Raw genomic sequence first — 12,086 nt, 5'->3', positions numbered from 1 at the left:
GCGATTTTCTTCCCCCCCACTTCCGATATTCGGGATACACGCAACATGAGCATCAAGGTTTTGAAGTCGCTGGCCGCGTTCGCCCTGGGCGCCGCCGTATTCGCCCAGCCCGCGCTGGCCCAGGACAAGCCGCTGAAAATCGGCGTGACCGCCGGCCCGCACGCCCAGATCTTCGACGTGGTCAAGCAGGAAGCCGCCAAGCAGGGCCTGAAGATCGAAGTCATCGAATTCTCCGACTACGTGCAGCCCAACGTGGCCCTGGCCTCGGGCGACCTCGACGCCAACAGCTACCAGCACCAGCCCTACCTGGACAACGCCAACGCCGACCGCGGCTACAAGCTGGCCAGCATCGCCAAGACCGTGATCTTCCCCATCGGCATCTACAGCAAGAAAATCAAATCGCTGTCCGAGCTGAAGGAGGGCGCCCGCTTCGCGCTGCCCAACGATCCCACCAACGGCGGCCGCGCCCTGTTGCTGCTGCAGGCCAACGGCCTGATCAAGCTGCGCCCCGACGTTGGCCTGAAAGCGACCCCGATCGACGTGGTCGAAAACCCCAAGAAGCTGCGCTTCATCGAACTGGACGCCGCCCAGCTGCCGCGCTCGCTGGACGACACCGACGCCTCGGCCGTGAACACCAACTTCGCCCTGGAAGCCGGCCTGAACCCGGCCAAGGACGCCATCGCCCAGGAATCGCCCGACTCGCCGTACGCCAACGTGCTGGTGGTGCGCGAAAAGGACAAGGACCGTCCCGAATTCGCCAAGCTGGTCAGCGTCTACCACAGCCCGGCCGTGAAGCAATTCATCGAGACCAAGTACAAGGGCGCCGTGGTCGCGGCCTGGTAAGCACGGCAAGTCGGGAATCATTTTTTTGACAAACTTCCCGTAACACGCCATAATGTCTGGCTTCGGTCGGGTTGATAGCTCAGTCGGTAGAGCAGCGGACTTTTAATCCGTTGGTCGCGAGTTCGAGTCTCGCTCAACCCACCACCCCTTCCTTTTTTAGGAAGGCAGAAGAAGGCAGAAGAGAATCAAGCACTTGCGAGCAATCGCGGTGCTTTTTTTTCGCCTGTAGTGAACGAAAGCGGCAGCCGAGCCCGCCATCCATGAAATGACTATTTTCAATGGTCATTTTTGATAAGATGAACGGCATCATCCATCCATCCATGGGAGGCCGTCATGTCGACCCTGCACGTGTCGAAAACCGAGTTCAAGGCCCGGGCGCTGGAGCTTTTCCGGCAGGTCGAAGCGACGGGCGAGCCCATTGTCGTAACCGACCACGGCAAGCCCGCGCTGGAAATCCGGCCCTATCGGGCGGCGCCGCAACGGGACCCGCTCGAGGTGTTGCGCGGGTCCGTTTTGCGGTTCGACGATCCCTTGTCTCCCGTCGGCGATGATGTGTGGGAGGCAGCGCAATGATCGTATTGGACACCCATGTGCTGATCTGGTGGGCGGCGGGCGATCCGCAGCTTAGCCGCACCGCGCGCGACGCCATCGAGGCAGAGGCCCAGGATGGCGAAATCCTGGTCTCGGCCATCAGCGCTTGGGAAGTGGCGATGCTGGCCAAGGCCGGGCGTCTGGCTTTGACCATGGAGGCCGAGGCCTGGCTGGATACGGTCGCCCAGGTGCGCGCAATCCGGTTCGTTCCGGTGGATGTCGGCATTTCGATCCAATCTGTCCAGCTGCCCGGAGAGTTTCACAAGGACCCGGCGGACCGCATCATCGTGGCCACGGCGCGGCGTCATTCGGCCCCTCTGATCTCTGCTGATATGAAGATTCGTGATTACCCTCACGTTCAGACTATCTGGTGAGGCACCCTCCATTAGGGCGCGCCGTATCAATCCTTGCCCGCGACTTCTCTTAATGTGCTCATGAGCAATTCGGCCGGTCGCGACAGGGACCTGCCGGCGCGCCGCAGGATGCCGATATCGCGATACAGCGGCGGGTTGTCGATGGAGATGCGGCGCAGGCGGCTGGTGTCGCCGCCGCGCACCACCAGTTCGGACAGTATGGCCACGCCCAGGCCTTCGGCCGCCATCGCCATGATCGTCGAGTTGTAGACCGCCTCGTAGGCGGCAGGCAGCAGTATTTTCTTTTTGTCGGCGGCCGCTTCGATATGCATGCGGATGCTGCTTTCTCTGACAGGCAGGATCAGCGGCGGGCCCGCTAGGTCGCTGAGCGTGACCGTGTCTTGGGTGGTCCACGGATAGTCCAGCGAGACGAACGCGCAGAAGCGGTCGGTCATCAATTTCTCCCAGACCAGTTCAGGGTCGCGCTTGACCGGGCTGCCCACGCCGAAATCGACCTCGCCGTTGCGGATCATGAAGGTAAGGCGCGAGGCGACCGTGTCGCGGATGCGGACGGTGATGCGCGGATAGTCGCGGTTGAGCCTGCGGATGGCGTGGGGCAGCACGCTCGCGGCCAGCGAGGGCAGGGCGGCCACGGTGACGGCGCCGCGGTCGGGGTCACTGGTGTCGCGCGCGTGGGTGACCAGGTCTTCGATGTCGCTCACCAGGCGCTCGATCCGGGGGAACAGCTCCAGACCTTGCGGCGTCAGGCTGACGCAGCGGCGGTTGCGGTCGAAAAGCTGTGTGCACAGATGCGATTCCAGCTGCTGGATCTGTATGGTCAGCGCCGATTGGGAGATATTGAGTTCGTAGGCGGCCCGGGTGAAGTTGCCCAGGCGGGCGATGGCGAGAAACGCGCGTAGCTGCTTGAGATCACCCAGCATGGCCTGACTCCGTCGGTGGAGCCGATAGCTTGAACTATCGGTTTTTTTAAAAACTCTATTCGCTTATTTGAATTTTACCAATCGTACGCATGTCGGTACATTGTGATCCAGCACTTAACCGAACCTGCAGGCAGGAAAAAAAATGAGCAGCGTCAATAAGGTTGTTGTGGTGGGAGGAGGGACCATGGGGTGCGCGGTCGCGGCCATGTTCAGCGTGGCTGGCTGGGCCGCGCACGTGGTCGAGAGCGACGCATCGGCGCGGCTGGCGGCGCCCGGAAAGGTGGATGCGGCCGCGCGCGCGCTGGGTGCCGATGGCGCCGTGAGCGCGCCGACCGTATATGGTGCGCTTGCTCAGGTCGATTGGGTGGGCGTGGATATCGTCATCGAATGCGTATTCGAGGACCTCGCGCTCAAGCAGGCGGTATTCGCCGAACTCGAGGCGCTGTGTCCGGCCCCGACTCCCTTGACCAGCAATTCGTCCAGTTTTCCGATCAGCCGGATCGGTGCCGGCCTGGCGACGCAGCAGCGCATGCTGGGCCTGCATTTTTTCATGCCGGCCCACCTGGTGCCGGCCGTCGAGGTGATCCGCAGCGAGGTTTCCGACGAGGCGACGGCCGCGCGCGTCAGCGAGATCATGCGCGCCGTCGGCAAGAAGCCGATCCGGGTCAAGCGCGATATTCCGGGATTCCTGGCAAACCGTATTCAGCATGCCTTGATGCGCGAAGCGATTGCGCTGGTCGAAGAGGATTTCGCCTCGGCCGAGGACGTCGACGCCGCGGTGCGTTACGGCTTCGGTTTCCGCTATATCGCGGCCGGTCCGCTGCTGCAGAAAGACCTGGCCGGAATCGATATCCATTGCGCTGCGGCGACCACCATGTATCCCTACCTGCGCACCGACCAGGAACCGAGCGCCTATATGCGCAAGCTGGTGGCCGACGGCAACGTGGGGGTGAAATCGGCGTCGCTGCGCGGTTTCTATCAATGGACGCCCGAGCAGGTGGCCGTGGAGCAGAAACGCTACGAAGCCGCCCTGATCAAGGCCGCGCGCATTCTCCAGGAGGAAGAGGCCGGCCAGTAAATTGTTCAGTCCGAACGCTCGCGGTAAATAAAAAAATAGCGCCGATAACACGATCTGCAATGCAGATTTCGCTTCAAAGCGAGGAGGAGGGGTAATGAAACGAGACAGAAAAGCAGGGGGCACATCATGACTGGCCGCTCCCCCTCGCACCAGAGGTTTCTGGCGCTGCAGCGCTTCATGACATCCGTGAACAATGTTGCCGAAAAATGCGCCGGGCTTTTTTTGCTGGGCATGATCGTGGCCATTTCGGTTTCGGTGTTCGCCCGGCTGCTTTACACCTACACGGGCATTCCGCTGTCCGCGCCCTGGGCCGAGGAGCTTGCTCGCTACTTGATGGTGGGCAGCGTTTTCATCGGCGGCGCGGTGGCGGCCTATCATCTGCGCCTGATCGGCGTGGACGTGTTCGTCAGCATGGTGCCGGAATCCGTCGCCCGCTGGCTGCGGCTGCTGTCGCATCTGCTGACTCTGGCGTTGGCGTTGCTGCTGGTGTGGAAGTCCGCCAGGCTGATCGAACTCGGTCTGAAGCAGTGGTCGCCGGCGATGGAACTGCCCATGGCCTACGTCTATGCGCTGATGGCCGTCGGCTGCGTGCTCATGTGCGCCAACACCCTCACCAACGCCGTCAGGGAACTGCTGAACGTGCAGGCGCAGTCCTCGGAGTCGGCGGAAATGGCGGAGGCCATGGAAATCAAGAACAGTATCGAGGGGGCACTATGATCGCCGTCCTTGGCTTGTCGTTTTTCGCGATCATGCTGATCGGCGCGCCCATCATGACGGCGCTGGGTCTGTCGGCCGCGATGGCCCTGCAGTCGGGCGACCGTTCGTTGCTGATCGTGGTGCAGATGGCGTTCCAGTCGCTGGATTCGTTCAGCCTGATGGCCGTGCCGTTCTTCATCCTGGCGGGGCATCTGATGCAGTCGGGAGGCGTCGCGCGCCGCCTGGTCCAGCTGGCCAACGCCGTGGTGGGCTGGATCAGGGGAGGGCTGGGCGCGGTGGCGGTATTGACGTCGTTGCTGTTCGCCACGGTGTCGGGCTCGTCGTCGGCCACGACCGCCGCGATCGGGTCGGTTCTGATTCCCGAAATGGAGAAGAAGGGCTATCCGCGGGCATTCGCCGCCTCGATCGCGGCCTCGTCCGGCGAGCTGGGGGCCATCATTCCGCCCTCGATCCCGATGATCGTCTACGCACTGACCGCCAACGTCTCGGTTGGCGCGCTGTTCATCGCCGGCATTCTGCCCGGCCTCCTGATCGCCGTGTCGCTGATTCTTACGGTCTGCGTGGTCGCCAGCGTCAAGGGCTGCGACGAGGTGCGCCCGGTCAGCCTGTCGCAATGGATCAAGGGCGTGCTGGTCGCCCTGCGCGACGCCACGCTGGCGCTGATGATGCCCGTCATCATCCTGGGCGGCATCTACGGCGGCCTGTTCACGCCCACCGAAGCCTCCTGTATCGCCGTGCTCTACGGCCTGGCGCTGGGGATGTTCGTCTACAAGGAGATCGCGCCCAGGGATCTGCTGGGCATATTCGGGCGTGCGGCGGTGATGTCCGCGATCATCCTGCTGATCGTGGCTTTCGCGGCGGTGTTCGCCTACCTGTTGACGATCAACCAGGTGCCGCAGCGCGTGGCCGCCATGCTGGGTTCGGTCACCTCCAGTCCCGTCGTGTTCCTGCTGCTGGTCAACGCCATGCTGTTCGTGGTCGGCATGTTTATCGAAGCGCTGGCCGCCATCCTGATCATCGTGCCCATCCTGGCGCCCATCAGCGCGAGCTTCGGCATCGATCCGGTCCATTTCGGCATGATCGTGATCACCAACCTGGCGGTCGGCATGGTCACGCCGCCGGTGGGCGTCAACCTGTTCGTGGTGTGCGAGGTCGCGCAATTGCGGATGCACCAGCTGGCGCGCTACCTGGTCATCTTTCTTGCGGTGCTGGCGGTGGACATCCTGATCATCTCTTACGTGCCCGCTCTCAGTACGGCGTTCTTGTAGGCAATCAGAACTAGAAAATCCGGAGAAAAAAATGCAAGCATTCAAGAAAATGATCGGCGCGGGCATATTGGGCGCGCTGATGCTGGCCTCGCCTTCCTATGCGCTGAACATGGACGTGGGCCATACGCTGACCACGGACAGTCCGTTCCACGTCGGCACGCAGAAGTTCGCCGACATCCTGAAAGAGAAGTCCAAGGGCAAGATCAACATCACGGTGTTTCCGCATTCGCAGCTCGGAGGCGAACTCACCATGATCCAGGGGGCGGTGGCCGGCGCCACCGACCTGTTCGTCACCGGCCAGCCGGCGCTGAACAACGTGGTCAAGGAATACCTGGTTTTCGACGTGCCGTTCCTGTTCGACAACGTGCAACAGGCCAACGAAATCCTGAGCGGACCGGTGGGCGACAAGTTTCTCGACATCCTGCCCAAGTACGGCCTGGTCGGCCTGGGCTGGTTCTCGGCGATCGAGCGCAATGTTTTCGGCAATCGGGCGGTCAATTCCGCGGCCGACCTGAAAGGCATGAAGATCCGCGTTATCCAGTCTCCGGGCTACGTGGAAAGCTACAAGGCGCTGGGCGCGCAGCCTACTCCCATGGCTTATTCGGAGCTGTACCTGGCCTTGCAGCAGAAGGTCATCGATGGCGGCGAGACCACGCCAGACCAATTCGTGTCCGACAAGTTCATCGAGGTGTCGAAGTACTTCAACATGACGCACGTGAATATCCATCCCGCGCTGCTCATCATGTCCAAGACCCGCTGGGATTCTTTTTCGCCGGATGAACAGAAGATGATCAGGGAAGCCGCCGACGAAGCCATGGCCTATGCGCGGGACTATTACAAGAAGGTTTATGACGACGGTATGAAAACCATGGCCGAACGCGGGGTGACGGTGGTGTATCCCTCCGACCTGCCTTCGCTGGCGAAGGCGACGGAGCCGGTCGCGAAAAAGCTGATCGGCGAGGCGCCCGACGGCCAGCAGCTTTATGATGCGCTGATGGCAGCCAAGCAAAAGGCCGGCAAGTAAGTCGCGGTTCAACCCTTAAACGGAAATGGACAGTCCGATGACGTGTTTCACCAAACCCGAAGGCCTGCGCGTGCTGATTACCGGGGCCGCCGGCAACATAGGAAAATGTCTGCGAGAGCAATTGCGCGGCCGGTATGCCTTGCTGCGCCTGGCTGACATCGCCCAACAGGAGCCCGCCCGGGAAGGCGAGGAGATCTGCGCCATCGACGTGCGCGACATCGATTCGGTCGAGCGCTGCATGCAGGGCATCGACTGCGTCATCCACCTGGCCGGCATACCTGGCGTGGACACCTGGGAAAATATTCTTCCGCTGAATATCGACGGCTGCTACAACGTATTCGAGGCGGCCCGCCGCCAGGGCGTGCCGCGCGTCATATTCGCCAGTTCGAATCACGCGGTGGGCTATCACAGGCGCGAGAAATTCCTCGACAACACCGTGCAGCCTAGGCCCGACTCGCTCTACGGCGTGTCCAAGGTATTCGGCGAGGCGCTGGGCCGCATGTACGCGGACAAATTCGGCATGTCGGTCGCGTGCCTGCGGATCGGCACCTTCCGCACGCCCGACCATCCGAGCGAGTCCCGCCAGTTGCTGACCTGGATCAGCCACCGGGACATGGCCGAGCTGGCGCGCTGCTGCATCGAGCACGAGTCCTACCACTTCGTGGTGGTCTATGGCGTGTCGAACAATCTGCGCAACCGTTGGGACAATTCCAACGTGAAATTCCTGGGCTACCAGCCGCAGGACGACTCCGAAGTGTTTGCCGCCGAGATACTGGCCAGGAACATTCCGGAGGATCCCATCGCCGCGCAGTTCCACGGCGGTTTCTATTGCCCGCTGGAATTCGTCGGTACGACCGAAAGGATCTCGTGATGTACGCCGCACCACCCGCAATTCGGGCGCAGGTATTCACCCGCCTGCCCGACGAGTTCAGAAAGCCGGAAGGCACTTCCGAGTGGCATCGCTACCAGCCGGGAAACCAGCCACCGCATTCGCTGCTGGAAGGGCCGTCCTTCGACACGCAGGGCAGGCTGTATTGTGTGGATGTGCCTTGGGGGCGCGTGTTCCGGATCGACCGGGAAGGCGGATTCAAACTGATCGCCGACTATGATGGCGAGCCCAACGGCCTGAAAATCCATCGCGATGGGCGGATATTCATTGCGGATTACGCGCGCGGCATCGTCCTGCTCGATCCCGAGACGGGTGAAATCAAACCCGTCATCGAACGCGTACATCTGGAACGGCTCAAGGCGGTCAACGACTTGGTGTTCGCTTCTAATGGCGACCTGTATTTCACCGACCAGGGCCTGACTGGCTGGCAGGACCAGACCGGCCGGGTATTCAGGCGCCGTGCCGACGGCCGTGTCGAATGCCTGCTGGACAACATTCCCAGCCCCAACGGTCTGGTGCTGGACCCTAGCGAGTCCGTCCTGTATGTGGCGGTGACGCGGGCCAATGCGATCTGGCGGGTGCCGCTGGCTAGCGATGGCGGCGTGACCAAGGTCGGCACCTTCATTCAGATGTCGGGCGGTGGCGGTCCCGATGGACTGGCCATCGACGAGGAAGGCAATCTGGCCGTGGCGCACGTGGGCATGGGCGCAGTATGGCTCTTCAGCCATCGCGGCGAACCCATGCTGCGCATCAATTCCCCGCTCGGCGCGCTCACGACCAACATCGCCTTCGGCGGCGCGGACCGCAAGACCCTCTACATCACCGAATCCGAATCGGGTTCCATCCTGACCGCGCCCATGCCGGTTCCCGGCCGCGTCATGTATTCGGGCGTTTAGTCGTGAAGTGTCAAGAGGTTGTATACATCCATCTTGAGTCTGGAGATAGGACATCGATACAACCTATTGAATCTTCACACCCAGGCTGGATTTGCAGCAACACTTTGACCCTTCGAGCCGTCATCACGCGGTCAGAACAGCCGGTCACAATCGCGCATTCTTTTCAGTCGCCTTCAGCGAGATGCGCAGCACCCGTGCCACTTCCCATGACGTGACCCGCCGACCGGGCGTGATTGCCTGGTGGCGCCGCCTGCGCGCGATGTTGCAGGGGCTGTTGGGGCTGGGGCTGATCGCGGCGCAGGCGCCGTCGGTTCAAGCGCAGGCCGTGCCGCAACATTGGATCGGCTATGCACAGTTGGCCAGTAACCAATTCCAGGCCTGGCTGAGCGACCCCGACAACGAAGCCGTGGTGCGCCTGCACGAAAAAATGCAGGATCGCCTGTTGAACAGTCGCTCGTCGACGCCGCCGGGGCCGCTGGTGGTGCGGGTATGGGTGGCGGCGGACGGCAAGGTGTATCGCGTGGAGTTCGCGAGCCTGGGCGATGCGCAGGCCGATGCGGACCTGCACCGGATATTGACGGCACAGCCGTTGTCAGCGCCGCCGCCGCGCGATATGCGCCAGCCGATGGCGCTGCGTCTGAACCTGGAATTTCCGACCTGAGATCCCGCTTTCTTTGAACGTCAGGGGCGGGGCGGGCGCTGCGGCCGGGCCGATGCGCCGAAGGTGTTGCCCATGCGATTGGACGTCGCCGCGCGATTGAACTGGCCGATCTGGTTGCCGGGGCGCGAGACGATGTCTTGGGACGCCAGCGCGGGGTTGTCGCGCGGCGCGTTCGGCGCAGGCGCGATCTGGGCGTTGAGGCACTCGTACGACAGGGCGCGATAGCCATTGACCTCGACATCGACACAGGCGGAATCGGCGGGCTTTCGGGCAGAGGCGGCCTGCTGGGCGGTGGCCGCGACGGGCAGGGCCAGGCCAAGCAGCAGTAACCATTTGGGCGTAAGGGCAACGGACATGAAACGGCTCCTTCAGTGCTACCGAGCGCGAACACAGTGTAGTGTTACCTGCTGCGGCGTGCCGTGAAAGATTCATGTCATGCGCCGGCTGCAAGATGTTGCATCCTTTTTCCGCGCCCCTGTTTTGTCGATGCCAGCACTTGGGCAATCCCCCTTTTTCCTCTGCTCCCGCCATCCATGCGCGTGGTCTGGTTGTTGACGATGACGGTCATGCTGTGGGCGGCCGGGGCGTCGGCATGGGCGCAAGCGTCGGCCGAGACGCACGTGTTCGATCTGCCGGCCCTGCCGTTGGAGCAAGCCTTGCGGCGCTATGGCGAAATCACGGGGCTGTCGATTTTCTTTGACACCGAGCAGGTGCGCGGCAAACGCAGCCCGTCCGTTCGCGGCCGTTATGCCCGGACCGAGGGTTTGAGCCGTTTGTTGAAGGGCACGCAGATGCGCGCGCAGTCGGTGTCTTCGGGCGTGGTCACCGTCGTGCCGTTGGAGGCAGAGGCGCCCGCGCCGGATCGAGGCAATGTGCTGGCGCTGTCCTATGACGGATACCTGCAGCAAAGCATCTTGCATGTGTTGTGCGCGCAGCCTGGCTTGCAGGCCGACCGTCTACGCATCGCATTGCGCTTCTCCATCAATAAGGATCGCCGCGTCGAAGACCTGCGCGTGCGGGTCCAGGCGCGGCCCGAGCTGGAGCCCGTCGTGCGCCAGGCCCTGTCGCAGGCGCGCCTGCGTCCGCCGCCGGCCGGCCTGGCGCAACCCATGATCCTGCTGGTGTCGCCGCAGGCCGCCGCCCGGTGGGGAGGCTGCCAGCGATGAGCAGGAAGGGGGTGGAGCGCCTGCAGCAGCTGATCACGCAGGGTTACGACGCTTTGCGGCGGCAAGTGGCCTACCGTCTCGGGGGCTCGTCGGACATGGCTTCGGACGCGTTGCACGAAGCCTATGTGCGCCTGGCGTCGCAGGACAATCTCGACGAGGTGCGCCACCCGCACGCCTATCTGGTCAATACCGCCGTCAATGTGGCGATCGACCGCATCCGCAGCGACGCCCGCCTGCTGGGCGACGATGAGATCGAGGCCGTGTTCGAGCAGGCGCGCGGCGCGCAGCCGGGGCTGGATAGCGACCTGGCTTCGCGCCAGCGCCTGGACACGGCGATGCGGGCGCTGCAGGACATGCCGCCGCGCCAGAGCGCCTTGCTGATCGCACATCGCGTCCACGGCGAAGATACCGAAAGCCTGGCGCGCCGCTGGGGCATCTCGGCGCGCATGGTGCGCCGCGAGATCCAGACCGCCGCTCAAACCTGCATGGCCGCCATGGAGGCTCGCGATGTTCCGAAGAAAACCCGATGACCGGTTCCGGTTTTGCGCCGTCAATCGTCTGGTCTGTTGATAGCACTTATTTTTGAACGATGAACAAGGCCTTCATGGCGACCGAACCCAACGCTCCAGACGATGACGTCCTGCGTCAGGCGCGCGCGTGGGCGGTATTGCTCAAGACCGGCCAGCCGACCACGCGCGATCTGGAATCCCTGAAGGCCTGGTGCGCGCAAAGCGCCGGGCACGCCCGCGCCTGGTCGCAAGCCGCGCACGAATGGCAGGCCGTCGAGACCGCCGCGCGGCGCGTTCCGCAGGCCCGGCCTGCGCGCAAGGTCCACGGTTTCGCGGGTGCGCGCGCCGGGCGCCGCGCCTTTCTGGGCGGCGCCGTGGCCGCTGGCGCGGCGTATCTGGCCGTGAGCCCGCCCTGGGGGCTGTGGCCATCCTGGTCGGAGTTCAGGGCCGACTACCGTACAGGCGCGGGGGAACAACGCTCGCTGGAGCTGCCGGGCCAGGTGCGCGTCACCTTGAATACGCGCACCAGCATCACCGTGAACGACGCCGCCGCCAGGCCGCGCATCGACCTGATCAGCGGCGAGGCCGCCGTGTCCGCGCCCGCTTGTGAAATCGTGGCGGGCGTGGCCAGCGTCAGGCTCGACCACGCCGATATCGAAATGCGCCAGCTGGAAGACGGCCGCGTGCGCGTGCGCTGCCAGCGCGGCGCGGCCGAGTTGCGGCATCCGGCCGGCAGGGTGGCGTTGGCGGCGCAACAGGAAGCCTTTTACGACGAAAGACGCGTCGGCCCCGCGACGCCGCTGGCCAAGGCAGCGTCGGCGTCCGCCTGGCGCGAGGGGGTGGTGGTGTTCGATGACCTGCCGCTGGATCAGGCGGTGCAGGAGATCAACCGCTATCGGCCGGGCAGGGTGGTGCTGGTCGACGACGCCTTGGCCGATCGACGGTTCTCGGCGCGCGTGCGGGTAAGCGACTTGGACCAGGCCCTGGAGCTGCTGCGGACGGCGCATCACATCCGTTTGCGCCGCGTGGGTGAGCTGGTGCTGATCGGCTGAGTGTCACAAAAGCCTGTCATGAAAGATTCATGGCTTGGTATTTCCGCGTTTCGCGCGTCGAACGTCTAGTGGAAAAGCGTCCGCCCCGATGCTGCCAT

The 12,086-nt window shown here is 63.4% G+C and carries 16 protein-coding genes and 1 tRNA gene; 14 read left to right on the top strand and 3 right to left on the bottom strand.

Translation table 11 applies throughout. The features are described 5' to 3' along the window. The first annotated feature begins 45 nt into the window (after nt 1–45). Nucleotides 46–843: a MetQ/NlpA family ABC transporter substrate-binding protein gene (locus AC1M14_RS22920; RefSeq protein WP_479730523.1), complete on the top strand. Its 798-nt coding sequence runs from the start codon at nt 46–48 to the stop codon at nt 841–843. A gap of 68 nt (nt 844–911) precedes the next feature. Next, nucleotides 912–987: transfer RNA gene (locus tag AC1M14_RS22915), tRNA-Lys, on the top strand. Here the strand turns inward: AC1M14_RS22915 and AC1M14_RS22910 are convergent. After that, nucleotides 977–1,153, bottom strand: coding sequence for a hypothetical protein (locus tag AC1M14_RS22910; protein ID WP_479730522.1), 177 nt, complete (start codon nt 1,151–1,153; stop codon nt 977–979). The two genes, AC1M14_RS22915 and AC1M14_RS22910, sit on opposite strands and share 11 nt — an antisense overlap. A gap of 23 nt (nt 1,154–1,176) precedes the next feature. Here AC1M14_RS22910 and AC1M14_RS22905 point away from each other — a divergent pair, with 23 nt between their 5' ends. Together AC1M14_RS22905 and AC1M14_RS22900 are read left to right on the top strand one after the other, a co-directional pair. Then, nucleotides 1,177–1,416 (top strand): type II toxin-antitoxin system Phd/YefM family antitoxin, encoded by a 240-nt coding sequence (locus tag AC1M14_RS22905; RefSeq protein WP_168202226.1) that lies wholly within the window; start codon nt 1,177–1,179, stop codon nt 1,414–1,416. Then, a complete protein-coding gene (locus tag AC1M14_RS22900) occupies nt 1,413–1,808 on the top strand; it encodes a type II toxin-antitoxin system VapC family toxin (protein ID WP_479730521.1) in 396 nt (131 codons plus the stop codon). Before AC1M14_RS22905 ends, AC1M14_RS22900 begins: the two co-directional genes overlap by 4 nt. A gap of 26 nt (nt 1,809–1,834) precedes the next feature. Here AC1M14_RS22900 and AC1M14_RS22895 read toward each other — a convergent pair whose 3' ends face one another. Next, a complete protein-coding gene (locus AC1M14_RS22895) occupies nt 1,835–2,728 on the bottom strand; it encodes a LysR family transcriptional regulator (protein ID WP_479730520.1) in 894 nt (297 codons plus the stop codon). Between the two features lie 142 nt (nt 2,729–2,870). Between AC1M14_RS22895 and AC1M14_RS22890 the strand changes: the two genes are divergently transcribed. The 7 genes from AC1M14_RS22890 to AC1M14_RS22860 all read left to right on the top strand — a co-directional run bounded on the left by AC1M14_RS22890 (nt 2,871) and on the right by AC1M14_RS22860 (nt 9,261). Continuing rightward, nucleotides 2,871–3,806: a 3-hydroxyacyl-CoA dehydrogenase family protein gene (locus AC1M14_RS22890; protein ID WP_479730519.1), complete on the top strand. Its 936-nt coding sequence runs from the start codon at nt 2,871–2,873 to the stop codon at nt 3,804–3,806. Between the two features lie 126 nt (nt 3,807–3,932). Beyond that, complete coding sequence (locus tag AC1M14_RS22885) at nt 3,933–4,523, top strand: TRAP transporter small permease (RefSeq protein ID WP_479730518.1); 591 nt, start codon at nt 3,933–3,935, stop codon at nt 4,521–4,523. Continuing rightward, nucleotides 4,520–5,791: a TRAP transporter large permease gene (locus AC1M14_RS22880; RefSeq protein ID WP_102775432.1), complete on the top strand. Its 1,272-nt coding sequence runs from the start codon at nt 4,520–4,522 to the stop codon at nt 5,789–5,791. Before AC1M14_RS22885 ends, AC1M14_RS22880 begins: the two co-directional genes overlap by 4 nt. A 31-nt stretch (nt 5,792–5,822) precedes the next feature. After that, on the top strand, nt 5,823–6,815 hold the full coding sequence (locus AC1M14_RS22875; RefSeq protein ID WP_102775433.1) for a TRAP transporter substrate-binding protein: 993 nt from the start codon (nt 5,823–5,825) through the stop codon (nt 6,813–6,815). 37 nt (nt 6,816–6,852) lie between these two features. Next, nucleotides 6,853–7,686 carry an NAD-dependent epimerase/dehydratase family protein gene (locus AC1M14_RS22870; protein WP_479730517.1) on the top strand — a complete coding sequence of 278 codons (834 nt, stop codon included), beginning with the start codon at nt 6,853–6,855 and terminating at the stop codon, nt 7,684–7,686. Further along, nucleotides 7,686–8,600 carry an SMP-30/gluconolactonase/LRE family protein gene (locus AC1M14_RS22865; protein WP_102775435.1) on the top strand — a complete coding sequence of 305 codons (915 nt, stop codon included), beginning with the start codon at nt 7,686–7,688 and terminating at the stop codon, nt 8,598–8,600. The genes AC1M14_RS22870 and AC1M14_RS22865 overlap by 1 nt, the downstream gene beginning before the upstream one ends. Before the next feature lie 91 nt (nt 8,601–8,691). Continuing rightward, nucleotides 8,692–9,261: a hypothetical protein gene (locus AC1M14_RS22860; protein ID WP_479730516.1), complete on the top strand. Its 570-nt coding sequence runs from the start codon at nt 8,692–8,694 to the stop codon at nt 9,259–9,261. Between the two features lie 20 nt (nt 9,262–9,281). Here AC1M14_RS22860 and AC1M14_RS22855 read toward each other — a convergent pair whose 3' ends face one another. Continuing rightward, nucleotides 9,282–9,617 carry a hypothetical protein gene (locus AC1M14_RS22855; protein ID WP_479730515.1) on the bottom strand — a complete coding sequence of 112 codons (336 nt, stop codon included), beginning with the start codon at nt 9,615–9,617 and terminating at the stop codon, nt 9,282–9,284. 177 nt (nt 9,618–9,794) lie between these two features. Between AC1M14_RS22855 and AC1M14_RS22850 the strand changes: the two genes are divergently transcribed. The 3 genes from AC1M14_RS22850 (at nt 9,795) to AC1M14_RS22840 (ending at nt 11,988) form a co-directional block, all read left to right on the top strand. Next, nucleotides 9,795–10,427, top strand: a complete 633-nt coding sequence (locus tag AC1M14_RS22850) for an STN domain-containing protein (RefSeq protein WP_111826374.1) — start codon at nt 9,795–9,797, stop codon at nt 10,425–10,427. After that, entirely contained in the window at nt 10,424–10,957 is a 534-nt protein-coding gene (locus AC1M14_RS22845; RefSeq protein WP_102775439.1) for an RNA polymerase sigma factor, read from the top strand. The genes AC1M14_RS22850 and AC1M14_RS22845 overlap by 4 nt, the downstream gene beginning before the upstream one ends. Before the next feature lie 74 nt (nt 10,958–11,031). Next, nucleotides 11,032–11,988 carry a FecR family protein gene (locus AC1M14_RS22840; protein WP_258231540.1) on the top strand — a complete coding sequence of 319 codons (957 nt, stop codon included), beginning with the start codon at nt 11,032–11,034 and terminating at the stop codon, nt 11,986–11,988. The last annotated feature ends 98 nt before the right edge of the window (nt 11,989–12,086 follow it).

It is taken from the genome of Achromobacter sp. SX5 (assembly GCF_056711425.1).
This window is presented reverse-complemented; position numbering and strand designations above follow the sequence as displayed.